General features: G+C 44.0%; 22 protein-coding genes. 17 read left to right on the forward strand and 5 right to left on the reverse strand.

Features of this window, described 5'->3' with window-relative positions:
• Positions 1 to 6 precede the first annotated feature (6 nt).
• The 13 genes from BacF7301_RS16970 (at position 7) to BacF7301_RS17030 (ending at position 12,354) form a co-directional block, all read left to right on the forward strand.
• Positions 7 to 681 (forward strand): Na(+)-translocating NADH-quinone reductase subunit C, encoded by a 675-nt coding sequence (locus BacF7301_RS16970; RefSeq protein ID WP_167964646.1) that lies wholly within the window; start codon positions 7 to 9, stop codon positions 679 to 681.
• Positions 682 to 700: 19 nt separating this feature from the next.
• The gene (locus BacF7301_RS16975; RefSeq protein ID WP_167964648.1) at positions 701 to 1,342 is read left to right on the forward strand and encodes an NADH:ubiquinone reductase (Na(+)-transporting) subunit D; all 642 of its coding nucleotides are present in this window, start codon (positions 701 to 703) and stop codon (positions 1,340 to 1,342) included.
• A 42-nt stretch (positions 1,343 to 1,384) separates the two neighbouring features.
• Entirely contained in the window at positions 1,385 to 2,011 is a 627-nt protein-coding gene (gene nqrE / locus BacF7301_RS16980; protein ID WP_167964650.1) for an NADH:ubiquinone reductase (Na(+)-transporting) subunit E, read from the forward strand.
• Positions 2,012 to 2,030: 19 nt separating this feature from the next.
• Positions 2,031 to 3,305 carry an NADH:ubiquinone reductase (Na(+)-transporting) subunit F gene (nqrF, locus tag BacF7301_RS16985; RefSeq protein WP_167964652.1) on the forward strand — a complete coding sequence of 425 codons (1,275 nt, stop codon included), beginning with the start codon at positions 2,031 to 2,033 and terminating at the stop codon, positions 3,303 to 3,305.
• A gap of 268 nt (positions 3,306 to 3,573) precedes the next feature.
• On the forward strand, positions 3,574 to 3,753 hold the full coding sequence (locus BacF7301_RS16990) for a hypothetical protein (protein WP_022137688.1): 180 nt from the start codon (positions 3,574 to 3,576) through the stop codon (positions 3,751 to 3,753).
• Between the two features lie 45 nt (positions 3,754 to 3,798).
• Positions 3,799 to 5,133, forward strand: coding sequence for a DEAD/DEAH box helicase (locus tag BacF7301_RS16995; RefSeq protein WP_167964653.1), 1,335 nt, complete (start codon positions 3,799 to 3,801; stop codon positions 5,131 to 5,133).
• 475 nt (positions 5,134 to 5,608) lie between these two features.
• Entirely contained in the window at positions 5,609 to 6,676 is a 1,068-nt protein-coding gene (gene serC, locus BacF7301_RS17000) for a 3-phosphoserine/phosphohydroxythreonine transaminase (protein WP_167964654.1), read from the forward strand.
• Between the two features lie 98 nt (positions 6,677 to 6,774).
• Positions 6,775 to 7,695 (forward strand): NAD(P)-dependent oxidoreductase, encoded by a 921-nt coding sequence (locus tag BacF7301_RS17005; protein WP_167964655.1) that lies wholly within the window; start codon positions 6,775 to 6,777, stop codon positions 7,693 to 7,695.
• Between the two features lie 85 nt (positions 7,696 to 7,780).
• On the forward strand, positions 7,781 to 9,028 hold the full coding sequence (locus BacF7301_RS17010; RefSeq protein WP_167964656.1) for a DUF1015 domain-containing protein: 1,248 nt from the start codon (positions 7,781 to 7,783) through the stop codon (positions 9,026 to 9,028).
• Positions 9,029 to 9,117: 89 nt separating this feature from the next.
• A complete protein-coding gene (locus BacF7301_RS17015; protein ID WP_022139805.1) occupies positions 9,118 to 9,732 on the forward strand; it encodes an IMPACT family protein in 615 nt (204 codons plus the stop codon).
• 49 nt (positions 9,733 to 9,781) lie between these two features.
• Positions 9,782 to 10,615 carry a C39 family peptidase gene (locus tag BacF7301_RS17020; protein ID WP_245208253.1) on the forward strand — a complete coding sequence of 278 codons (834 nt, stop codon included), beginning with the start codon at positions 9,782 to 9,784 and terminating at the stop codon, positions 10,613 to 10,615.
• A 46-nt stretch (positions 10,616 to 10,661) separates the two neighbouring features.
• The gene (locus tag BacF7301_RS17025) at positions 10,662 to 11,747 is read left to right on the forward strand and encodes an HpaII family restriction endonuclease (protein ID WP_167964657.1); all 1,086 of its coding nucleotides are present in this window, start codon (positions 10,662 to 10,664) and stop codon (positions 11,745 to 11,747) included.
• Between the two features lie 37 nt (positions 11,748 to 11,784).
• Positions 11,785 to 12,354, forward strand: coding sequence for a nitroreductase family protein (locus tag BacF7301_RS17030; protein ID WP_167964658.1), 570 nt, complete (start codon positions 11,785 to 11,787; stop codon positions 12,352 to 12,354).
• Positions 12,355 to 12,506: 152 nt separating this feature from the next.
• Here the strand turns inward: BacF7301_RS17030 and gcvP are convergent, their stop codons facing one another.
• The 5 genes from gcvP to BacF7301_RS17055 form a co-directional block, all read right to left on the reverse strand.
• The gene (gene gcvP, locus BacF7301_RS17035; RefSeq protein WP_167964659.1) at positions 12,507 to 15,356 is read right to left on the reverse strand and encodes an aminomethyl-transferring glycine dehydrogenase; all 2,850 of its coding nucleotides are present in this window, start codon (positions 15,354 to 15,356) and stop codon (positions 12,507 to 12,509) included.
• Between the two features lie 21 nt (positions 15,357 to 15,377).
• Entirely contained in the window at positions 15,378 to 16,016 is a 639-nt protein-coding gene (locus BacF7301_RS17040) for an MBL fold metallo-hydrolase (protein WP_044655322.1), read from the reverse strand.
• A 42-nt stretch (positions 16,017 to 16,058) separates the two neighbouring features.
• Complete coding sequence (gene rsmG, locus BacF7301_RS17045; RefSeq protein ID WP_167964660.1) at positions 16,059 to 16,679, reverse strand: 16S rRNA (guanine(527)-N(7))-methyltransferase RsmG; 621 nt, start codon at positions 16,677 to 16,679, stop codon at positions 16,059 to 16,061.
• A gap of 114 nt (positions 16,680 to 16,793) precedes the next feature.
• Entirely contained in the window at positions 16,794 to 17,645 is an 852-nt protein-coding gene (locus BacF7301_RS17050; RefSeq protein WP_167964661.1) for a DUF3298 and DUF4163 domain-containing protein, read from the reverse strand.
• Positions 17,646 to 17,868: 223 nt separating this feature from the next.
• The gene (locus BacF7301_RS17055; protein ID WP_167964662.1) at positions 17,869 to 18,102 is read right to left on the reverse strand and encodes a YecH family metal-binding protein; all 234 of its coding nucleotides are present in this window, start codon (positions 18,100 to 18,102) and stop codon (positions 17,869 to 17,871) included.
• 126 nt (positions 18,103 to 18,228) lie between these two features.
• On the opposite strand from BacF7301_RS17055, the gene BacF7301_RS17060 reads away from it, so the two are divergent.
• The 4 genes from BacF7301_RS17060 to BacF7301_RS17075 all read left to right on the forward strand — a co-directional run bounded on the left by BacF7301_RS17060 (position 18,229) and on the right by BacF7301_RS17075 (position 23,657).
• Complete coding sequence (locus BacF7301_RS17060; protein ID WP_167964663.1) at positions 18,229 to 18,627, forward strand: hypothetical protein; 399 nt, start codon at positions 18,229 to 18,231, stop codon at positions 18,625 to 18,627.
• Between the two features lie 129 nt (positions 18,628 to 18,756).
• Positions 18,757 to 20,979 carry a TonB-dependent receptor gene (locus BacF7301_RS17065; RefSeq protein WP_167964665.1) on the forward strand — a complete coding sequence of 741 codons (2,223 nt, stop codon included), beginning with the start codon at positions 18,757 to 18,759 and terminating at the stop codon, positions 20,977 to 20,979.
• A gap of 33 nt (positions 20,980 to 21,012) precedes the next feature.
• Positions 21,013 to 21,336, forward strand: a complete 324-nt coding sequence (locus BacF7301_RS17070) for a heavy-metal-associated domain-containing protein (RefSeq protein ID WP_167964666.1) — start codon at positions 21,013 to 21,015, stop codon at positions 21,334 to 21,336.
• Positions 21,337 to 21,440: 104 nt separating this feature from the next.
• Positions 21,441 to 23,657 (forward strand): heavy metal translocating P-type ATPase, encoded by a 2,217-nt coding sequence (locus BacF7301_RS17075; RefSeq protein ID WP_167964667.1) that lies wholly within the window; start codon positions 21,441 to 21,443, stop codon positions 23,655 to 23,657.
• The last annotated feature ends 9 nt before the right edge of the window (positions 23,658 to 23,666 follow it).

Raw genomic sequence — 23,666 nt, forward strand, 5'->3', positions numbered from 1 at the left:
ATGAAAATGAATACAAATAGTAATAGTTATACTATCATTTATGCTTCGGTAATGGTTATTATCGTAGCATTCCTGCTGGCATTCGTTAGCTCTTCATTGAAAGATATACAGGATACGAATGTGCAACTTGACACGAAGAAGCAAATCCTTGCCGCATTGAATATCAAGAATGTGGAAGATGCGGATGCTGAATATCAGAAATATGTAAAAGGCGATATGCTGATGAACGTAGACGGCACGCTGACTGAAAACACAGGCGATTTTGCTACCAACTACGAAAAAGAAGCGAAAGAAGAACAACGTCTTCACGTATTCGTATGTGAAGTGGACGGTCAGACAAAATATGTGGTTCCTGTTTACGGTGCCGGTCTGTGGGGCGCTATCTGGGGATACATTGCACTGAACGAAGATAAGGATACTGTATATGGTACTTACTTCTCTCATGCAAGTGAAACTCCGGGTCTGGGTGCTGAAATTGCGACCGACATGTTCCAACATGAGTTCGTAGGCAAGAAGACATTGGAGAATGGCTCTGTTGCTTTGGGTGTTGTAAAACACGGCAAAGTGGAGAAAGCTGATTATCAGGTGGACGGAATCTCCGGCGGTACGATCACTTCTGTAGGTGTGGATGTCATGCTGAAGACCTGTCTGAATAGTTACATGAGTTTTTTAACTAAATAATTAAGGAGAAGAAAAGAATATGGGACAACTGTTTTCAAAGAGAAATAAAGAAGTATTCTCTGCTCCGCTGGGAATAGATAATCCGGTAACCGTACAGGTGCTTGGTATCTGTTCTGCACTTGCTGTTACCGCAAAACTGGAACCCGCTATCGTTATGGGACTTTCGGTAACGGTTATCACGGCATTTGCTAATGTTGTTATTTCACTGTTGCGCAAGACCATTCCTAACCGTATCCGTATCATCGTTCAGTTGGTTGTGGTAGCTGCCTTGGTTACTATCGTAAGTGAGATTCTGAAAGCGTTTGCTTATGACGTAAGCGTTCAGCTCTCTGTATATGTAGGTTTGATTATTACCAACTGTATCCTCATGGGACGTTTGGAAGCATTTGCCATGCAGAATGGTCCTTGGGAATCTTTCCTGGATGGCGTTGGTAATGGTTTGGGATATGCCAAGATTCTGGTAATCGTCGCTTTCTTCCGCGAGCTGCTGGGTTCGGGAACTCTGCTCGGTTTCAATATCTTGAACTATGAGCCTATTCAAAAGATAGGATATGTGAACAACGGTCTGATGTTGATGCCGCCGATGGCGTTGATTATCGTAGCCTGCATCATTTGGTATCAACGTGCACGTCACAAAGAACTGCAAGAAGAAAGTAATTAATAAAGATGGAGATCTCTTCATCCTTAATTCTTAATTGAAGATATGGAACATTTATTAAGTTTATTCGTCCGCTCTATCTTTGTGGACAACATGATATTCGCATTCTTCCTGGGTATGTGTTCATACCTGGCTGTATCGAAGAATGTGAAGACCGCCGTAGGACTGGGTATCGCCGTGACTTTCGTGTTGCTGGTGACGTTGCCGGTCAACTATCTGTTGCAAACCAAGGTGCTGGCTGCCAATGCTATCATCGAAGGCGTTGACCTCAGCTTCCTGAGTTTTATTCTTTTCATTGCCGTTATTGCCGGTATCGTGCAATTGGTAGAGATGGTGGTAGAACGCTTCAGCCCGTCGCTGTACGCTTCACTGGGTATCTTCCTGCCGTTGATTGCCGTTAACTGTGCTATCATGGGTGCTTCCCTGTTTATGCAGCAACGTATCAACCTCGGTCCGAGCGACCCGAAATATATTGGTGACATCTGGGACGCTCTTTCTTATGCACTCGGTTCGGGTATCGGTTGGTTGCTGGCTATCGTCGGCCTGGCTGCTATCCGCGAAAAGATGGCTTACTCTGACGTGCCTGCTCCGTTGAAGGGCTTGGGTATCACATTTATCATAGTGGGTCTGATGTCAATCGCATTCATGTGTTTCTCTGGTTTGAACATCTAAAAAGAAAGGAATAAAGACAATGGATATGAATTTAATATTAGCGAGCATTGGGGTATTCCTTGTGGTTATTCTGTTGCTTGTTGTGATCTTGTTGGTTTCCAAGAATTTTCTGGTACCATCAGGAGATGTGAAACTAACAATCAACGGTGAGAAGGAGTTGGAAGTGGCTTCCGGTTCTACTTTACTGAATACGCTGTCTGTAAACGGAGTATTCCTGTCATCCGCTTGTGGTGGTAAGGGTTCTTGCGGACAGTGCAAATGCCAGGTGCTCGAAGGGGGTGGCGAAATCCTTCCTTCTGAAGTTCCTCACTTCAGTCGCAAACAGCAGCAAGACCACTGGCGTCTGGGCTGCCAGGTGAAAGTGAAAAGTGATATGGCTATCAAGATCGACGAGTCTATACTTGGCGTGAAAGAGTGGGAGTGCGAGGTTATCTCTAACAAGAACGTGGCTACGTTTATCAAGGAGTTTATCGTGGCTCTGCCTAAGGGCGAACACATGGACTTCATCCCGGGCTCTTACGCGCAGATTAAGATTCCTAAATATTCAATGGACTATAACAAGGATATTGACAAGAGCCTGATTGGTGATGAATACCTGCCTGCATGGGAAAAATTCGGTTTGATGGGCTTGAAATGTAAGAACGATGAAGAAACCATCCGTGCTTACTCTATGGCCAACTATCCTGCCGAAGGTGACCGTATCATGTTGACAGTACGTATCGCTACTCCGCCGTTCAAGCCGAAAGAACAAGGTCCCGGATTTATGGATGTTCCGGCTGGTATCGCTTCTTCATATATCTTTACCCTGAAACCGGGTGACAAGGTAATAATGAGTGGTCCTTACGGAGACTTCCACCCGATCTTAGACTCCAATAAAGAAATGATGTGGATTGGTGGTGGTGCAGGTATGGCTCCGTTGCGTGCGCAGATCATGCACTTGACAAAGACTTTGCACATTACTGACCGTAAGATGTCATACTTCTACGGTGCCCGCGCACTGAACGAAGTATTCTATCTGGAAGATTTCTTGCAGATTGAAAAGGACTTCCCGAACTTCACATTCCATCTGGCACTTGACCGTCCGGATCCTGCTGCCGATGCTGCAGGCGTGAAGTATACTCCGGGCTTCGTCCACAACGTAATTTACGAAACTTACTTGAAGAACCACGAAGCTCCTGAAGATATTGAATACTACATGTGTGGCCCTGGCCCGATGTCGAAAGCTGTTGAGAAGATGCTCGACGATCTCGGTGTGCCGGCTCAGAACTTGATGTTCGATAACTTCGGCGGATAATTTTCCGGAAGTTAACTTCCGGTCGACGAAATGACCGGAAAGATAACATAAGAACAGAGCGGGAAATCTGAAAAAGCTGATATGCTTTTCAGGTTTCCCGCTTCTTCTTTTTGTGCTTCTTCTTTTTGTACTTTTTCATACCTGTCTTTCCGCTATACCATTCGGCTTTTTTGTGTCCGTTTTGAAGATAATCTCCTGTTTTTGCCTATACTTATTTATTATATTCGTATATTTGACTGCCCAATAGAACTTAAATACATTACAGGTTATGGAATACCATCGTATATCTTTTATTCACGACGATACGGAGTACACATTTGTCAAAGCTATGAGTTCGGAACTGACCGGATATGCATTAATATCAGCCTGCCGCGCGGAAGTGACCATTTATATGCGGGAGAATAATCTAAAAGGACGTTATATCTTGACTGGTATGGCTAAAGTTTAACCGCGTTTTCGTCCTCATACTCTTCCTTTTTGTATCTTTGTCCCTATGTTAGAGAAAAATGAAATAATACAGTCGGCTCTTCGCAACCTGAAGATTGAGGAGCTGAACCCGATGCAGGAAGCATCACTTGAACAAGCAACCGGAAGGAAAGACGTTATATTATTGTCTCCGACAGGGTCGGGTAAGACACTGGCTTATCTATTGCCTTTATTACTTACACTGAAACCGGATGACGGAAATGTGCAGGTCATGATTCTCGTTCCTTCGCGTGAGTTGGCTTTGCAGATTGATACTGTGTTTAAGACAATGGGAACTTCCTGGAAGACCTGTTGTTGCTATGGCGGCCATCCCATTGCGGAAGAAAAGAAGAGTATTCAAGGTAATCATCCCGCTATCATTATCGGTACTCCGGGGCGTATCACCGACCATTTATCGAAAGGAAACTTCAATCCCGAAACGATTGAAACTTTAATCATTGATGAGTTCGACAAGTCTTTGGAGTTTGGTTTCCATGATGAAATGGCGGAGATTATCACGCAGCTTCCGGGGCTGAAAAAACGCATGCTGCTCTCGGCTACGGACGCAGAGGAGATTCCCGAATTTACAGGACTGAACCGGACGGTCAAACTGAATTTCCTGCCGGACGTTTCTGAAGAACAGGAATCCCGCTTGACATTGATGAAGGTGATGTCTCCTGCGAAAGACAAGGTTGATACTTTATATAACCTGCTTTGCTCATTAGGAAGCAGCTCAAGCATCGTCTTTTGTAATCACAGGGATGCGGTGGATCGTGTACAGAAATTATTGGCGGATAAGAAATTGGTAGCCGAACGTTTTCATGGCGGCATGGAACAGCCGGATCGGGAGCGTGCTTTATACAAATTCCGTAATGGTAGTTGCCATGTATTGATTTCTACCGATTTGGCAGCACGTGGGCTGGATATTCCGGAGATTGAACACATCATTCATTATCACCTGCCGGTGAATGAAGAAGCCTTTACGCACCGGAATGGACGTACGGCACGTTGGGACGCTACCGGAACATCTTATCTGATTCTCCACGAGGAAGAAAAACTGCCTGCTTATATTCCCGAAGATATGGAAACAGTCGTTTTGCCTGAAAATCCACCCCGCCCGCCGAAATCTCTTTGGGCTACTATATATATAGGTAAGGGAAAGAAGGAAAAACTGAACCGGATGGATATTGCAGGATTCTTATATAAGAAAGGAAATCTGACTCGTGAAGACGTAGGTGCGATTGATGTGAAGGAACATTATGCTTTCGTTGCCATTCGCCGGGCAAAGGTGAAACAACTCTTGAACTTGATTCAAGGAGAGAAGATTAAAGGAATGAAGACCATTATTGAAGAAGCGAAATAAAGCACTTTTTATGAGCTTGTACTAATCGCTCTTGTCAGAAATAATAATCCCCGTATTAAAATGAATGAACTGCACTTCGAAAGTTGGATACAAAACTTTAGAAGTGCAATTCAGAATCGTGAGCCGGGGATTTTTGTTTTTAGTCGGGGAATATTTTGTTTGCCGTCCAATTTACCCGTTATTCTTGCCCAAATCAGTAATTTTCTTTATAAATATACGTTTTTGTTGCATTTTGCTTACACTTTATAATCAACTCCCCCTTTCAATATTTATTTTTCGACTATTATCCCTTACTTGACATCTATGGATAACAATATGGTGTATATATCCTGTATAAACCAATAAAAAGAAAGGAAAATCTGCTTTAAAACAGTATTTTTATAAGGAAAGATTTGTGCGCCGGAAATAAATTCGTAAATTCGCAAAGTCAAAAGACAAAAAGTAACGAAATTGTTAAACCAAAAACAAACTTCAAATGAAAAAGCATAATTTCAATGCAGGACCTTCCATTCTTCCGCGTGAGGTGATAGAGGATACAGCGAAGGCTATTTTAGATTTCAACGGCTCTGGTCTTTCTATTATGGAAATCAGCCACCGCGCCAAAGACTTCCAACCTGTGGTTGACGAGGCGGAAGCATTATTCAAGGAATTACTTAATATCCCCGAAGGTTATTCGGTATTGTTCCTTGGTGGTGGTGCCAGTCTGGAGTTCTGCATGGTGCCTTTCAACTTCCTTGAGAAAAAGGCTGCTTATCTGAACACAGGTGTATGGGCAAAAAAAGCAATGAAAGAAGCTAAGGGGTTTGGTGAAGTTGTAGAAGTTGCTTCTTCTGCTGAAGCTACATATACTTATATCCCAAAAGATTACACAATCCCGACAGACGCAGATTATTTCCACATTACTACTAACAACACGATTTACGGTACGGAATTAAAGAAAGACCTCGATTCTCCGGTTCCGATGGTTGCCGATATGTCTTCTGATATTTTCTCACGTCCGATCGACGTTTCTAAATATATCTGTATCTATGGTGGTGCACAGAAGAACCTGGCTCCTGCAGGTGTTACATTCGTTATTGTGAAGAATGACGCGGTAGGCAAGGTGTCACGTTACATTCCGTCAATGCTGAATTATCAGACTCACATTGATAATGGTTCTATGTTCAACACTCCGCCGGTAGTACCTATCTATTCTGCAATGCTGAATCTTCGTTGGATCAAAGCACAGGGTGGTGTGAAGGAAATGGAACGTCGTGCCATCGAAAAGGCTGATATGCTGTATGCAGAAATCGACCGTAACAAATTGTTCGTAGGTACTGCTGCCAAGGAAGACCGTTCACGCATGAACATCTGTTTCGTAATGGCTCCCGAATACAAAGACCTTGAAGCTGACTTTATGAAGTTTGCGACTGAAAAGGGTATGGTAGGTATCAAGGGACACCGTTCAGTAGGTGGTTTCCGTGCATCTTGCTACAACGCTATGCCGAAAGAAAGCGTACAGGCCTTGATTGATTGCATGCAGGAATTTGAAAAACTTCATTAATAATATTTTCACCACAGATTACACGGATGGACACAGATTCTTAAATTCTGTGAGAATCCGGGTAATCTGTGGTGAGTCTTTATAAACAGAATTAAATTATGAAAGTACTTGTAGCTACCGATAAACCGTTTGCAAAAGTTGCAGTAGACGGAATCCGTAAAGAAATAGAAGCAGCCGGATATGAGTTTGCTTTACTCGAAAAATATACCGATAAAGCCCAGTTGCTGGATGCAGTGAAAGACGCTAACGCTATCATTATCCGTAGTGATATTATTGATGCCGAAGTGCTTGACGCTGCTAAGGAATTGAAGATTGTAGTTCGTGCCGGTGCCGGATACGATAACGTAGACCTGGCTGCTGCCACTGCTCACAATGTTTGTGTGATGAACACTCCGGGACAGAACTCGAATGCTGTTGCCGAACTGGCTTTGGGCATGATGGTGTATGCTGTACGCAACTTCTATAACGGAACTTCCGGTACAGAATTGATGGGTAAGAAACTGGGCATCCACGCTTATGGAAACGTAGGCCGCAATGTGGCTCGTGTTGCCAAAGGCTTCGGAATGGAAGTGTATGCTTATGACGCATTCTGCCCGAAAGAAGTAATCGAAAAGGATGGCGTGAAAGCACTTGATTCGGCAGAAGAGCTGTATAAGACTTGCCAGGTTGTATCTTTGCATATTCCTGCAACTGCCGAGACTAAGAATTCTATCAATTATGCTTTGCTGAAAGATATGCCGAAGGGTGCGATGTTGGTAAACACTGCCCGTAAGGAAGTTATCAATGAAGCCGAACTGATTAAGTTGATGGAAGACCGTGCCGACTTCAAATACATCACAGACATCATGCCTGCTGCCAACGCTGAATTTGCCGAGAAGTTTGCCGGACGTTATTTCTCAACTCCGAAGAAGATGGGGGCACAGACTGCCGAGGCAAATATCAATGCCGGTATTGCTGCTGCCCAACAAATCGTTGGTTTCTTGAAAGACGGTTGCGAAAAATTCCGCGTGAATAAATAATATTCATAGAAATAGTAGTATATTTGAGCCACAGATTTTCAATAAGTCTGTGGCTTTTATTTTTTACATATTAAATACTAATATCATGGCAATAATTAAACCTTTTAAGGGCATTCGTCCACCGCAGGAATTGGTGGAACAGGTTGCTTCCCGTCCTTATGATGTCTTGAATTCAGAAGAAGCCCGCATTGAAGCGGAAGGTAACGAAAAGTCTCTTTATCATATCATTAAACCTGAAATTGATTTTCCCGTTGGTACGGACGAACATGACGAGCCGGTGTATGCCAAGGCTGCCGAGAACTTCCAGGCATTCCAGGATAAGGGATGGTTGGTGCAGGATGCGAAGGAAAACTATTATATCTATGCCCAGACTATGAATGGGAAGACGCAGTATGGACTGGTTGTCGGTGCTTATGTTCCCGATTATATGAATGGAGTTATCAAGAAACACGAACTTACCCGCCGTGATAAGGAAGAAGACCGTATGAAGCATGTCCGTGTGAACAATGCGAATATCGAGCCTGTTTTCTTCGCTTATCCTGATAATGAGATATTGGATGCCATTATCAAAAAATATACCGCAGAAAAGCCTGTCTATGACTTTATCGCTCCGGGTGACGGCTTCGGTCATACTTTTTGGATTGTTGACCAGGACGAGGATATTGCTGTCATTACTGCCGAATTTGCGAAGATGCCGGCTCTGTATATCGCCGACGGACATCACCGTTCCGCTGCTGCCGCATTGGTAGGGGCAGAGAAAGCAAAACAGAATCCGAGTCATCGCGGTGATGAAGAGTATAATTACTTCATGGCCGTTTGCTTCCCCGCCAATCAACTGACTATCATTGATTACAACCGTGTAGTGAAAGACCTCAACGGATTGACTCCCGAACAGTTCATTGCTGCATTGGAAAAGAACTTTGTCGTAGAAGAGAAAGGTGCGGATATTTACAAACCATCCGGTTTACATAACTTCTCTCTTTATCTCGGCAACAAATGGTATAGCTTGACTGCCAAAGCCGGAACATACAATGATAATGACCCTATCGGTGTACTTGATGTTACCATTTCTTCTAATCTGATTTTAGATGAAATCCTTGGAATAAAAGACTTGCGTTCGGATAAGCGTATCGACTTTGTTGGCGGTATCCGTGGATTGGGCGAACTCAAGAAACGTGTGGATAGCGGTGAAATGAAAGTAGCTCTGGCTCTTTATCCTGTGTCTATGAAGCAACTGATGGATATTGCAGATACCGGTAATATCATGCCGCCCAAGACCACCTGGTTCGAACCTAAACTCCGTTCAGGACTGGTTATTCATAAGTTGGATTAAAGAATCTTTAAAATAAATCTCTACGGTCAATCTATCGCAATGAATATTAAATTTGCGACGGATTGACCGTTTTTTTGTATCTTTGCGCCATGACTGCTGAAGATACTTATAAAACCATCACAGAACCTTCCGAAGGTATTTATACAGAAAAGCGAAGCAAGTTCATTGCTATTGCCCTTCCTGTGCGTACTATCGACGAGATAAAGGTACATCTTGAAACGTATCAGAAGAAGTATTATGATGCCCGGCATGTATGTTATGCTTATATGTTGGGGGCGGCGCGCAAGGATTTTCGTGCCAATGACAACGGAGAACCTTCCGGCACGGCAGGTAAGCCTATTCTCGGACAGATTAATTCCAATGAACTGACGGATATTCTGATTATCGTAGTTCGTTATTTCGGTGGAATCAAGTTAGGAACCAGCGGATTGATTGTAGCTTATAAAGCTGCTGCTGCCGAAGCTATCGCTGCCGCTACGATTATAGAGAAAACGGTAGATGATGATGTGACAGTCATGTTCGAATATCCTTTTATGAATGACATCATGCGCATTGTGAAGGAAGAAGAACCGGAGATTCTCAATCAGTCGTATGACATGGATTGCAGCATGACACTGCGGATTCGCCGTTCGATGATGCCGAAACTGCGTGCACGACTGGAAAAAGTGGAGACGGCACGAATCCTGGATGATGAAGAGAATTAACGTGTAGAAAATAGTCATAGTTGAGACAGAGAGATTAGATTGAATTTGAATGAGAAAGAAATACTACATACTTTTTATCCTGCTTTCGGGCTTCTTTGCATGGAATGGTACTCAGCTTCGTGCACAGGAGACGCAGAAAACTCAGGAGACTCTGAAGACTCAAGAGACGCTGAAGTTAGCTCCCAATAATATTCCTGTTCCCTGGTATTCGCAGAAGATCACGGGATGTCCTTATTCGCATTGTTCCCTGGCTTCATCCTTAATGGTATTCGACTATTTTAAGGGAATGACTACCGACAAGCAACGGTCTGCTCAAGATGCGGAAAAGAAACTGGTGGAATATCAACGGAATTACTTCCTGAAAAAGCATGCTCCTTTCCGTCGTCGTACTTCGATAGGGCAGGGTGGTTATTATTCTTTCGAGATAGATTCACTGGCCCGTTATTACGAGAATATGATAAGTGCCGAGCATTTTCAAAAGAAAGATTATCGGATATTGAAAGATTATATTGACCGTGGTATCCCTGTTCTGGTGAATGTGAGATATACAGGAGCAGTTCGTGGCTTACGTCCCGGACCGAGGGGGCATTGGATGGTACTTCGCGGCATTGATGATAAACATGTGTGGGTGAATGATCCTGGTCGTTCGCCGGAGATGCGGAACAAAGGAGAAAATATCTGTTATCCCATAAAGAAACAACCGGGTAATCCCTCTTATTTTGACGGTTGCTGGACAGGGCGATTTATCGTGGTCACTCCCAAGGAATGGATACGCAATTCGCTCTTTGCTCAAGTGGGAAAATTGCCGCCATTGGAAGAGGTGACTTATGTCGTTCCCCCTTTTGTTTCGTCTGTAGAGCTGCCACGGGTTATCAGTCAGTAGGAACATTTATAAAACATCGTTAGTAAAATAAAGAAGAACAAGATATATGGCATTTGAAGCAACTAAAAAAGAATGGTGTGAACTTTATACATTCTTCCGCCTGTTGGCAGACGGGAAAGCGGTATTAGGTACGGCAGAGGCGAAAGCGGGAGAAGTGTCCTGGCCTGTTGCAATGATTCAACGGGAAGAACATGACGGAACACGTCGATATTATATTGAAGAAGAAACAATTCGTATCGAAGGAGAAACAGGCGTTAAATCCATGCCTCGTGAAGATTTCAGTATTGTTGCCGGACTGATATTGCAGGCCGTTAAATCTTCTTCGGAGAATGACGTTACCTCACCGGACGGAGTGGAAGAGTTTTTGGACGAAGCAGGTATCTTCGATTTGGAAGCAAAGACGGAAGACCGTACAGATTTCTCTGTCGCCTTTTGGCATCCGGAAGCTCCGTTGAGGGGATTTAATGTCCGTTCCCGATTGAGTGCAATGAACCCGTTATTGGATGGTGGACGTGCCGCGAATCTTAAATTGGAACAGAGTGGAATTAAATTTGCTACTCCGACAGTCAACAAGATTAATGCTTTGCCGGAATCTCCTAATGAGGTAGCCGAGCGAATGATGATGATTGAACGTTTGGGTGGTGTACTCAAATATTCGGATGTGGCCGACCGTGTATTTCGTAGCAATCTGTTGATGATTGACTTGCATTTCCCGCGCGTATTGACGGAAATGGTGCGCATCATGCATTTGGATGGTATATCCCGTATCAGTGAACTAACGGAGATTATCAAACAGATGAACCCATTGAAGATTAAAGACGAACTGATAAATAAGCATAAGTTCTATGAATTTAAGATGAAGCAGTTCTTGATGGCACTAGCATTGGGTATGCGTCCTGCGAAAATCTATAATGGACAGGATTCAGCAGTAGAAGGTATGCTGTTGGTGGATGGAAACGGCAATATACTCTGTTATCATAAATCGGAGAAACAGGTGATGGAAGACTTCTTGTTCCTGAATACTCGTTTGGAGAAAGGCGCTTTGGAGAAGGACAAATACGGATTTCTGGAAAGGGAGAACGGAGTGTATTACTTCAAATTGAATGCGAAGATTGGTCTGGTTAAGAGATAGGTTCAAAACAAGAAATAGGTTCTAAACATAGGATAGTATGAAAACAAATGAGATTTTAGAAAACATCAAGGCACGTCGTAGTGTACGGGCTTATACAAGTCAGCAAGTTTCAGAAGAGGATTTGCAGGCGGTTCTGGAAGCGGCAACTTATGCTCCGAGTGGAATGCATTTGGAAACCTGTCATTTCACGGCTATTCAGAATACCGACAAATTGTCGGAACTGAACGAACGCATTAAGGGAGCTTTCGCAAAAAGCGATGATACTCGTTTGCAGGAACGCGGTCATAGCAAGACTTATTGCTGCTATTATCATGCTCCGACTTTAGTCATTGTCTCTAATGAGCCTACCCAATGGTGGGCAGGGATGGACTGTGCCTGTGCGATAGAGAATATGTTTCTTGCCGCCCAGTCTTTGGGAATCGGTTCTTGTTGGATTAACCAACTCGGGACGACTTGCGATGACCCCGGAGTGCGTGAGTTTATTACTTCACTGGGAGTTCCCGAAAATCATAAGGTATATGGCTGTGTAGCACTGGGATATGCTGACCCCAAAACTCCGATGAAAGAGAAGAAAGTGAAAGCGGGTACGGTGACGATTGTCAAATAGAGAATACCAGTCAACCTATTATTCCTGAAGCAGTGTTTTACGATTCATAAAGCAGCGCTTTACAACATTTAAAGCGGCGCTTTAGGACTCCTAAAACGCCGCTTTAGCTTTTACAAAACGTTATGCTCTCTGAGCTGTCTCAGAGGGGTATGTCAATCGAATGTCCCGTAACGGGTCGGCAACAGTTTTCGGTCCCCTAACGTATTATCTACGCGTGCCACGTTTATCCAGAATTTATTGTCACGTACACTCTCTATCGGATAAGCAGCTTTCTCGCGTGTGTATGAATGTTCCCAAAGGTCATTGACCACTTCATATTCGGGATGCGGAGCATTAATCAATACATTGTCATTCTTGTCCGCTTCACCATTCTTCACTTCCTGGATTTCTTTCCAGATATTCAGCATGACATCTACAAAGTTATCCAGTTCGGCAAGGCTTTCGCTCTCCGTCGGTTCAATCATCAATGTACCGTGAACAGGGAAGGATAGGGTAGGAGCATGATAGCCGTAGTCCATCAGACGCTTTGCGATATCATTCTCCGAAATACCTGTTTCTTCGTGTACTTTGCGACATTCCAAAATCATTTCGTGTCCAACAAAACCATTTGCTCCGCAATAGACGACGCCATAAGTGTCTTTCAGGCAAGCAGCCAGGTAATTGGCATTCAGAATGGCAATTTTAGTTGCCTGTGTCAAACCTTCCGTACCCATCATGCGGATATATCCATATGTGATAGGCAGAATACCTGCACTACCGAACGGGGCGGAAGAAACCTGATTCTGTGCATTGCCGAAGATACCATGTCCGGGCAGGAAAGGCACCAAGTGCTCCACCACACAGATAGGTCCTACTCCCGGGCCACCGCCACCGTGAGGGGAAGCGAAGGTCTTGTGAAGATTCAGATGGCAGACATCTGCGCCGATGAATCCCGGATTGGTCAATCCTACTTGTGCATTCATATTGGCACCGTCCATATATACTTGTGCGCCACAGGCATGAATAATTTCACAAATCTCCTTTATCTCCGTTTCAAAGATGCCGTGAGTGGAAGGATAGGTAATCATTAATGCGGCTAATTCATCCTTATTTTCTTCGGCTTTGGCACGCAAGTCGTCCATGTCTACATTTCCTAACTCGTCGCAGGCACAAGTGACGGTCGTAAATCCTGCCTGGATAGCTGATGCGGGATTCGTCCCGTGAGCCGATGCCGGAATCAAAACTTTGTTCCGATGCCCCTGGCCGATACTCTCAAGGTAAGCACGAATCACGCGAAGGCCTGTATATTCTCCGGCAGCACCCGAATTCGGCTGTAAACTGACTCCCGCAAAACCGGTGATAATCTTCAAATCCTCACTCAGATTCTTTATCAATTCACGGTATCCTTCTGCCTGGTCTTCAGGAACCAACGGGTGCATACCCATGAACTCTGAACAACTTAAAGGCAGTATCTCCGAAGCAGCGTTCAATTTCATCGTACATGAGCCGAGAGAAATCATAGACTGAGCCAGTGAAATATCCTTGCGGTCCAAGCGCTTGATATAGCGCATCATTTCCGTTTCCGTATGATACTTACTGAATACTTCGTGAGTAAGGAAAGGAGACGTACGCTTCAACACCTTGTCGATATTGCTTTTTTCGGGAATATCCTCTACCTTCTGATAGTCCTTTCCGGCAGCAATGGCAAAGATGGAAAGCAACACATTAGCGGCTGCGATATCCGTAGTTTCGTCAATGCTGAAACCTACATTCCCATTCTCGTAATAACGTAGATTTGCCTCTTTGCTAAGTGCAATCGTACGAATCTGCTGTGCTGAAACGTGTTCGGGCAGTTCGAAACGCAATGTATCGAAATATTGTGCGTTTACTTGGTTATATCCGAATTTCTTCAACTGCTTGTCGAGGAATACGGTGATGCTATGGATGCGCGAAGCAATGGTTGAAATACCTTCCTGTCCGTGGTAGACGGCATAGAAACCTGCCATTGTGGCCAGCAGAGCTTGAGCCGTACAGATATTCGATGTCGCTTTTTCGCGCTTGATATGCTGTTCACGTGTCTGCAAAGCCATTCGGTAACAGAGTTTGCCGTATTTATCTTTTGACCATCCGATGATACGTCCCGGCATATTCCGTTTGTATTCATCTCGTGTGGCGAAGTAAGCGGCGGACGGGCCACCATAGAACATCGGTGTGCCCAGGCGTTGAGTTGTTCCGAATACGATATCCGCTCCCCATTCTCCCGGCGGAGTCAGCAGGGCGAGACTTAGAATATCAGCGGCAACAGCTACTTTGCAATCAGCCGCATGTGCTTTTTCTGTAAATGCAGCATAGTCTTCTACACTTCCATTGGAATTTGGATATTGCAGTATGCAGGCGAATACTTCCGGTGAAGGCTCGAAATCCTTATATTTACCTACGCGCAGTTCGATACCTTGCGGTACAGCACGTGTGGTCATGACAGCCAGTGTTTGCGGGAAGACATTTTCATCAACAAAGACAACGTTTGCACCCGATTTCTGTTGGGCGCGGGAACGCAGGGCGTACATCATGCTGACAGCTTCGGCAGCAGCAGTTCCCTCGTCCAGCAATGAACAGTTGGCAAGCGGCATGGCAGTAAGGTCACACACGGCTGTCTGGAAATTCATCAATGCTTCCAGGCGTCCTTGCGACACTTCTGCCTGATAAGGAGTGTAAGAAGTGTACCACACCGGATTCTCGAATACATTCCGTTGGATAACAGAAGGCGTGATTGTATTGTACCAACCTAGTCCGATATATGTGGTATACAGTTTGTTTTTGCTTGCCAATGCGGCAATGTGTTTTCCAAATTCGTATTCCGTCAACGGACTGGCCAATGCTAACGGCTCTTTTAGCCGGATATTGGCAGGAATTGTTTTATCAATAAGTTCATCCAGCGATGCTACTCCAATTTTGCGGAGCATCACGGTTGTGTCTTGTTCATTGATGCCGATGTGACGGCTAGCTAACAAATCGGTTTTCATATTATAGAGGGATTTTATGTGTTATCTGAAAAATGGATTCTCTGCTTTTTCCATTCCGATGGTCGTGGGTGCACCATGCCCCGGATAAACGACTGTCTCGTTAGGAAGGACGAAAAGACGGCTGCAAATATGCTCTATCAGTTCGTCGAAGTTGCCACCTGTAAGGTCGGCGCGACCGATACTGCCTTGGAAGAGAACATCGCCGGAGAACATGCAGTTGTCTTCTTTGCAATAATACACCAAGCTTCCGGGCGAGTGTCCGGGTACATGGATTGCTTCCAGTTGGGTGTGCCCGAAGGTGATGATATCACCGTCATGCAGATATTTCCCCAATGGGACAGGTGCTTCCTGCAACTGGAAACCAAACATCCGGCTTTGTTTCGGTGCTTCGTCAATCCAGTATTCATCCGCTTTGTTGGCTTCTGCCGACAAACCGAATTCTTTCAGCATGAACGGATTTCCGAAGATATGATCCAAATGTAAGTGAGTATTCAGAAGATGCTTCACGGTCAGTCCGTTCGTGAGAATGAACTTCTTCAGTGCTTGTTTTTCTTCTTCATAGAAACAGCCCGGATCAATGACGACTGCTTCTTTTGTTTCGTCCCATAATACGTAGCAATTTACGGGAAACATATTAAATTCAAACCTTTTTATTTTCATGGTTCTTTTCTATGATTAAATCTTATTCGGAACTAATAGTCTTTAAATCGGAACATATACCACTTTTTTGGTTTCAAAGAATTCTTCTTCGAAGTTATCGCTCAAGCTGTGAATCATAGTCTTATGTTTGAACGGCATTGTCTCGTGTTCCAGCTCGCCGCCTTTGAGACAGATTAACCCGTTGGGCAATGCATTTTGCTGTTTGGAAGAAATATTCTTTTTGATAATCTTGATTAAATCCGTCAAAGGCATCACGGCACGGCTGACAACAAAGTCGAACGTGCGTTTCTCCTCTTCTGCGCGCGCATGGCGGAAAGTGACGTTCTTCAGTCCGATGGCATTGGTTACTTCGGTCGCTACACGTACTTTTTTACCGATGCTGTCTACGAGATGAAACTTCGTTTCGGGAAATAATATTGCCAAGGGAATACCGGGGAAACCGCCGCCTGTACCCAAGTCCATGACGCTGGTTCCGGGACGGAACTGGATGACTTTGGCAATGCCTAACGAATGGAGCACATGGTGCTCATACAAATTTTCGATGTCCTTGCGTGAAATAACGTTGATTTTCGAATTCCAGTCGATATAGAGGTCATATAGAGCAGCAAATTGTTTGCGTTGCTCTTCTGTCAGTTCAGGGAAGTATTTCTGTATGATTTCCACTTTTATTAATTACAAATTACTGATTATAAATTATAGTAAATGAATATCCTTCATATATTACTATTTGCGTAGTAACAACAGGATATTCATTGGTGTTCTGCTCTTTTATGAAGTTTAATCTTTCAGCTCTCCCAAAATCGGGTTGCTGCCGAGAAGGTGTTCCATCATAGGGAATGGAATTGTCACCTTTACGGGTCCCATAGAATAGGGAGTAATGTCATATACATTATAATAGAAGGTAATACCTTCTTTGCTCAGATAGAAATTCTCGGTCGGAGTGATGTCACCGGTCGAAGCATATCCCATATCTTCCAAAGCTTCATGAGTTGTCACTTTGTTGTCAGCCATGAGCTGGTTCCAAATGAGGTCGGTCAATGAGTCTTTGTAATCTCCGACGAAAATGTCATCAAGACGAAGTGGGCGCATCAGTGTAAGATCCATATTCAGGTAAGTTGTCATATAGATGCCGTGTGCACCACCGGTGTATTCATTATAGTCGATACGATATACAAGCAAGTCTTTCTCATACAGTTGCACGTGGCTTTCGATACCCTTATAATAAGAATACCAGGCACCGATGGAAGCTTCGTCTTCTTTGTCTTTTTCGTCTTCAGTGTACATCGGCTCCAAGTCACGGCGATACTCGCTGACATAATTTTCCGTATATTGTTTTATCACTTCTTCCGGTTTTTCCCCGATGTACTTATCACCGAAACAGGCAGAAATGAAATAAGCATTCAAACTGTCTTTCAGCATATCATCCGATGACTTGACGGGATAGGCAAAATTGATAATAATATTACAAGCCGGTTTGGCTGTATCGTTGAACAGGTGTGCCGTCTTATTCACCTGAATACTATCGAACTGCAACGCACCTGTATTTTTGTTCATCTTGTCATGACAAGAAAACAAAAAGCCGCTTACCGAAAGTATAATAGCAAGCAGGCTGACATATTGTTTTTTCATACTCGTTTTTTCTATAAATTACACATTTACTGTCTCATTCACTATTGACAAATATAGATGAAATTCACGAATCGGACTAATAAAAACAGAAAAATATTCAGCTATTTCTCTTTAGACAGGCTTATCGGATAGTGTCCGTCTGATTAAAGAAAAAAAGCTATGTACTTACGTGTGCTAAACAACAAGTACATAGCTTCTCCTTTTTTAATGGTAGAAAAAAGAATCAGTGGTTGCAAACCTTCGTTATATCTACGGTAAATCCATCTTCGGTAGGCATGAATTTTCCCTTCATCTTAAGGAACTCTATAAGGGTATCTACATCCATATCTTCTGCCGAACAAGTGTAGAAGTGTTGTTGTCCACCAAACTTTTCAATGATTGCTGCTCGCAATGATGATTCCGAGTAGCTATTTCCTTCCATCATATGAAGGACTTCATGAGCATGTAATTGTTCCATAATCTATCTTTTTTCTGCAAAGATAGGGAAGAGGTGGATTATAGATTGTAACATATGTGACATTACACTCATTTTTTCTATAAATTATAGATTTATATAGTTTTATTCTTATCTTTGTCCGTTGATATGAAAAGATTAGCTTACATAACAGCATTGATTCTTTCTCTCTTGATTATCTATTCAGGGGCGGGAGTATCCATTGTGCACTATTGCTGCGCCCGTTGCGAGACGGTGCAAAGCTGTTGTGACACAGGCTGTCCGAAATGTAAGAAAACGCATACTTGCGACTCAAAAAAGGATTGTAAAGCGAAAGGATGTACAGCTACTATTTATAAGCTAGACTTGATGAAACATACTACTGAGTTGAATGTTTCACCTCAGGCAGTAGATCTTTTCTGTGCGCAGTTCTGCTATTTGCTGACTTTCACCTATTCAGATAATCCGGTAGAGTATGATACTCTCACCTCGCCGCCACCTCTCTGTTCTCGACAGAAGCTGGCGCTATATTCCACCTATATTATTTAGCCACTAAATCTTTCTTTTAGGGACTTTACTTTTTGCTGTATTAAAGCAGGAAAGTGAGGTGTAATTGAATGCAACTTAGTTGCATGAGAAATGAATTAATTTTGTATCTCGAAAGAAAGTTTAGAAAACATGAAATATATGATAATAGGACTGTTCCTGTTGTTTGCCGGCAATATGCATGCGCAAGTACATGGAACAGTAAAAGATAATACCGGGGAAGTTGTTCCCGGAGCAAACGTATTCTGGATGAATACGGGACAAGGCGTGACTACTAAGGAAGACGGAAGCTTTTCTATCGCCAAACCTTCCAAAAGCCATATGCTGATAGTCAGCTTTATCGGTTTTCAGAACGATACGATTCATGTGAACGGTAGGAATCAGAAGTTGGATATTGTGCTTCGCGATGGGGTGGAGCTGAATGAAGTAAATGTAGTCAGTCGAAGACTGGGGACAATGAAACTACGCAACAGCGTTATGAATGAAGATATGATAAGCAGTGCCGAGTTGAGTAGAGCCGCTTGTTGTAACTTGGGAGAGAGTTTCGTGACAAATCCCTCGGTCGATGTGAGTTATTCCGATGCAGCAACGGGAGCCAAGCAAATCAAATTGTTGGGACTGTCCGGCACTTATGTGCAGATGCTGACGGAGAATATTCCGAACTATCGCGGGGCTGCTGCTCCTTATGGTTTAGGTTATGTTCCCGGTCCATGGATGCAGAGCATACAGGTTTCCAAAGGAACTTCTTCCGTGAAGAATGGCTATGAAGCCATTACAGGGCAGATTAACGTCGAATTTAAGAAACCCCAATTGCCGGAAGCCGACTGGGTATCCGCCAATCTTTTCGCAAGCACTACCAATCGTTACGAAGCCAATGCGGATGCTACGCTGAAAATCTCCAAACGTTGGAGCACCTCTCTGCTGGCACATTATGAAAACGAGACGAAAGCTCACGATGGTAATGACGACGGATTTGTAGATATTCCGCAGGTAGAGCAATATAATGTGTGGAACCGATGGGCGTATATGGGCGACCATTATGTCTTTCAGGCAGGTATCAAAGCCCTTTCCGAAACACGTACCAGCGGACAAGCCAATCATGGCGGAATGCATTTCGACAATCCTTATAAAGTGAACATTGATACGGAACGCTATGAATTCTTCACCAAGAACGCCTATATATTTAATAAGGAGAAGAATACCAACCTGGCTTTGATTCTCTCTGCCAGTTTACATAATCAGGATGCTAATTACGGACTGAAGCTCTATAACGTAGACCAAACCAATGTCTACGCTTCATTGATGTTCGAAACGGAGTTCAATAAACAGAACAGCTTCTCCGCAGGATTAAGTTTCAATTATGATGCTTACGACCAACACTATCGTTTGGCAAACAATGCGGATGACACTCCTCTCAAAGCCTTTGAGAAAGAAGCCGTTCCCGGAGCTTACGTGCAGTACACTTTGAACCTGAATGACCAATGGATGCTGATGGCAGGTCTTCGCGGAGATTATAGCAACGAACATGGCTTCTTTGTAACCCCCCGTGCGCACCTTAAATACAATCCTAATGAATATATAAACTTCCGTCTCTCTGCCGGAAAAGGCTACCGGACAAATCATGTATTGGCGGAAAATAACTATCTGCTTTCCAGCAGCCGTAAAGTGGAGATTGCAAAGAACCTGGATATGGAAGAAGCATGGAACTATGGCGCAAGTGTGTCTACCTACATCCCGATATTCGGTAAAACATTGAATATTAATGCCGAATACTACTATACGGACTTCCTGAAACAAGTTGTGGTAGATATGGATAGCAATCCCCATGGAGTATCTTTCTATAACCTGGATGGTCGTTCATATTCGCACGTATTCCAAGTGGAAGCGAGCTATCCGTTCTTCAAAGGATTCACTCTGACAGGCGCTTACCGCTTGACGGATGCGCAAACCACCTACAAAGGCCAGCGAATGGAAAGACCTTTGACCAGCAAATACAAAGGATTACTGACTGCATCTTACCAAACTCCGTTGGGAATCTGGCAATTTGACGCAACGCTGCAATTGAATGGCGGTGGCAGAATGCCTTCTCCTTACGAACTTGGAGACGGGCAACTGTCATGGAATCGCCGTTATGGCAGCTTTGAGCAACTAAGCCTGCAAGTAACCCGCTATTTCCGTCGCTGGTCTATCTACGTAGGCGGCGAGAACCTGACAAACTTCAAACAGAAGAACCCGATTATCGACGCAGCAAATCCTTGGGGAGATAACTTTGATTCCACCATGATATGGGGACCGATGCACGGTGCAAAGGCGTATATCGGACTGCGTTTCAACTTGGCTAGAAACAGTGAATAAAAAGAATAACTTACATTTAAACTAATAAGAAAAATGAGAACAAAAAGATGGATGGCCACTTGCGTGGTGGCTCTTTTGAGTGTAGCTGCCGTAATGGCGAAAGATATTCGTGTAGTAGTATTCAAAGTGACTCAGATGCACTGCGAAAACTGTGAAAAGAAAGTGAAGGACAACATGCGTTTCGAAAAAGGTCTGAAAGAAGTTTCTACTGTTGTGAAAGACCGGACTGTCACTATCACATACGATGCTGAAAAGACAAATGTAAAGAACTTGCAAGCGGGATTCAAGAAGTTCAATTATGAAGCCGAATTTGTGAAAGAAACAAAGAAGGACGATAAGAAAGCGGATAAGAAGTAATTGAACAAATACCCGTATTGGCTTGTTTCTATAAGTAAATAATGGTCTTTCCCTGTTCCTCTGACAAGGAAGGGGGAAAAGACCGTAAAACAATAATTATATATATGGGTAATATAGTAAAAAAGGCATTTCCCGTGCTCAATATGCATTGTGCGGGTTGTGCTAATAATGTAGAAAAAACAGTAAGAAAATTGCCGGGAGTCACGGAGGCTTCCGTCAATTTTGCCACCAATATGCTAACTATTTCTTACGAGAAAGACAAACTGACTCCCGGAGAAATCCGTGCGGCAGTGCTTGCAGCAGGCTACGACCTGATTGTGGAGGAAGCCCATAAAGAAGAGCGTCAGGAAGAAGAGCAGCATAAACGCTACGTTCGCTTGAAACGGAAAGTGATTGGTGCATGGATTTTGGTAGTACCATTGCTGGTATTCTCCATGATATTGATGCATATGCCATACTCTAACGAGATTCAGTTGGTACTTGCTATCCCTGTCATGGTCTTTTTCGGCGGCGGTTTCTTTACCGGAGCGTGGAAGCAGGCAAAGATAGGGCGGAGCAATATGGATACTTTGGTTGCACTGAGTACTTCCATTGCTTTTCTGTTCAGCCTGTTTAATACTTTCTTTCCTGAATTCTGGTATGCCCGCGGACTGGAACCGCACGTCTATTATGAGGCTTCTGCGGTGATTATCGCTTTCGTGTTGACCGGCAAACTGATGGAGGAACGCGCGAAAGGAAATACTTCCAACGCTATCCGCAAGTTGATGGGGATGCAACCTAAAGTAGCCCGTGTCCTGCGCAACGGAGTGGAAGAGGAGATTCTGATTGAGCAACTGCAAGTCGGTGATTTGGTAGTTGTTCGTCCGGGAGAGCAGATTCCCGTGGATGGTAAACTTTCCGAAGGCGATTCATATGTCGACGAAAGTATGATAAGCGGTGAGCCTATTCCGGTAGAAAAGAAGAAAGGCGATAAAGTATTGGCGGGAACTATCAATCAGCGCGGTTCGTTCATTATCAGTGCGGCACAGGTCGGCAGTGAGACGGTATTGGCGCGTATCATCCATATGGTACAGGAAGCACAGGGCAGTAAAGCGCCCGTACAGCGTATCGTTGACCGTATAACCGGTATTTTTGTACCTGTCGTGCTTGGCATTGCCATCCTGACATTTATCTTATGGATTGCCATTGGCGGCAGCGAATATATATCTTATGGAGTTCTATCCGCCGTGTCTGTTCTTGTGATTGCCTGTCCGTGTGCTTTAGGACTTGCTACGCCAACCGCATTGATGGTAGGAATCGGCAAGGCTGCCAGTCAGCATATACTGATTAAGGACGCCGTCGCTTTGGAACAAATGCGCAAGGTCGATGTCGTTATACTGGATAAGACCGGTACATTGACAGAAGGGCATCCCACAGCTACCGGATGGCTATGGGCACAATCGCAGGAACCACATTATAAAGATGTGCTCCTCGCTGCGGAAATGAAATCTGAACATCCTCTTGCCGGTGCTATAGTAGCTGCGCTTCAGGACGAGGAAAAAGTAACTCCCGCCAAGTTGGATAGCTTTGAAAGTATCACAGGAAAAGGTATAAAAGTTTCCTATCAGGGACAAGTGTACTGGGTAGGTAGCCATAAGCTTTTAAGGGATTTCAGTGCTACGATGAGTGATGTAATGGCTGATATGTTGGTTCGCTATGAATCGGACGGTAATGGCATCATTTACTTTGGTCGTGAGAACGAACTATTAGCTATCATTGCTGTTACCGACCCGATAAAGGCGACCTCTGCCGAAGCAGTGAAAGAGTTGAAGCGTCAGGGTATCGACATCTGCATGTTGACCGGTGACGGACAACGGACAGCTCTGGCTGTCGCTTCCCATTTAGGAATCGAACGTTTCGTTGCTGACGCACTGCCGGACGATAAGGCAGACTTTGTACGCGAACTGCAATTGCAGGGAAAGAAAGTCGCTATGGTAGGTGACGGAATCAATGACTCGCAAGCCTTGGCATTGGCTGACGTCAGCATTGCTATGGGAAAAGGTACGGATATTGCCATGGATGTTGCTATGGTAACTTTAATGACATCCGACCTGTTGTTGCTTCCCAAAGCCTTCCAGCTATCGAAACAGACAGTCAAACTGATTCATCAGAATCTCTTTTGGGCATTTATTTATAATCTGATAGGTATTCCTATCGCTGCCGGAATCCTGTTCCCATTGAATGGTTTGTTATTGAACCCGATGCTGGCAAGTGCCGCTATGGCTTTCTCCAGCGTGAGTGTGGTACTCAATTCCTTGAGTTTGGGAAGAAGAAGATTGTAATAAGTGATG

This window comes from Bacteroides faecium (assembly GCF_012113595.1).
GTDB classification, from domain to species: domain Bacteria; phylum Bacteroidota; class Bacteroidia; order Bacteroidales; family Bacteroidaceae; genus Bacteroides; species Bacteroides faecium.

Coding starts and splice junctions, on each gene's coding strand:
- BacF7301_RS16970 (WP_167964646.1), top strand. CDS start 7: ATGAATACAAATAGTAATAGTTATACTATCATTTATGCTTCGGTAATG.
- BacF7301_RS16975 (WP_167964648.1), top strand. CDS start 701: ATGGGACAACTGTTTTCAAAGAGAAATAAAGAAGTATTCTCTGCTCCG.
- nqrE (WP_167964650.1), top strand. CDS start 1,385: ATGGAACATTTATTAAGTTTATTCGTCCGCTCTATCTTTGTGGACAAC.
- nqrF (WP_167964652.1), top strand. CDS start 2,031: ATGGATATGAATTTAATATTAGCGAGCATTGGGGTATTCCTTGTGGTT.
- BacF7301_RS16990 (WP_022137688.1), top strand. CDS start 3,574: ATGGAATACCATCGTATATCTTTTATTCACGACGATACGGAGTACACA.
- BacF7301_RS16995 (WP_167964653.1), top strand. CDS start 3,799: ATGTTAGAGAAAAATGAAATAATACAGTCGGCTCTTCGCAACCTGAAG.
- serC (WP_167964654.1), top strand. CDS start 5,609: ATGAAAAAGCATAATTTCAATGCAGGACCTTCCATTCTTCCGCGTGAG.
- BacF7301_RS17005 (WP_167964655.1), top strand. CDS start 6,775: ATGAAAGTACTTGTAGCTACCGATAAACCGTTTGCAAAAGTTGCAGTA.
- BacF7301_RS17010 (WP_167964656.1), top strand. CDS start 7,781: ATGGCAATAATTAAACCTTTTAAGGGCATTCGTCCACCGCAGGAATTG.
- BacF7301_RS17015 (WP_022139805.1), top strand. CDS start 9,118: ATGACTGCTGAAGATACTTATAAAACCATCACAGAACCTTCCGAAGGT.
- BacF7301_RS17020 (WP_245208253.1), top strand. CDS start 9,782: ATGAGAAAGAAATACTACATACTTTTTATCCTGCTTTCGGGCTTCTTT.
- BacF7301_RS17025 (WP_167964657.1), top strand. CDS start 10,662: ATGGCATTTGAAGCAACTAAAAAAGAATGGTGTGAACTTTATACATTC.
- BacF7301_RS17030 (WP_167964658.1), top strand. CDS start 11,785: ATGAAAACAAATGAGATTTTAGAAAACATCAAGGCACGTCGTAGTGTA.
- gcvP (WP_167964659.1), bottom strand. CDS start 15,356: ATGAAAACCGATTTGTTAGCTAGCCGTCACATCGGCATCAATGAACAA.
- BacF7301_RS17040 (WP_044655322.1), bottom strand. CDS start 16,016: ATGAAAATAAAAAGGTTTGAATTTAATATGTTTCCCGTAAATTGCTAC.
- BacF7301_RS17050 (WP_167964661.1), bottom strand. CDS start 17,645: ATGAAAAAACAATATGTCAGCCTGCTTGCTATTATACTTTCGGTAAGC.
- BacF7301_RS17055 (WP_167964662.1), bottom strand. CDS start 18,102: ATGGAACAATTACATGCTCATGAAGTCCTTCATATGATGGAAGGAAAT.
- BacF7301_RS17060 (WP_167964663.1), top strand. CDS start 18,229: ATGAAAAGATTAGCTTACATAACAGCATTGATTCTTTCTCTCTTGATT.
- BacF7301_RS17065 (WP_167964665.1), top strand. CDS start 18,757: ATGAAATATATGATAATAGGACTGTTCCTGTTGTTTGCCGGCAATATG.
- BacF7301_RS17070 (WP_167964666.1), top strand. CDS start 21,013: ATGAGAACAAAAAGATGGATGGCCACTTGCGTGGTGGCTCTTTTGAGT.
- BacF7301_RS17075 (WP_167964667.1), top strand. CDS start 21,441: ATGGGTAATATAGTAAAAAAGGCATTTCCCGTGCTCAATATGCATTGT.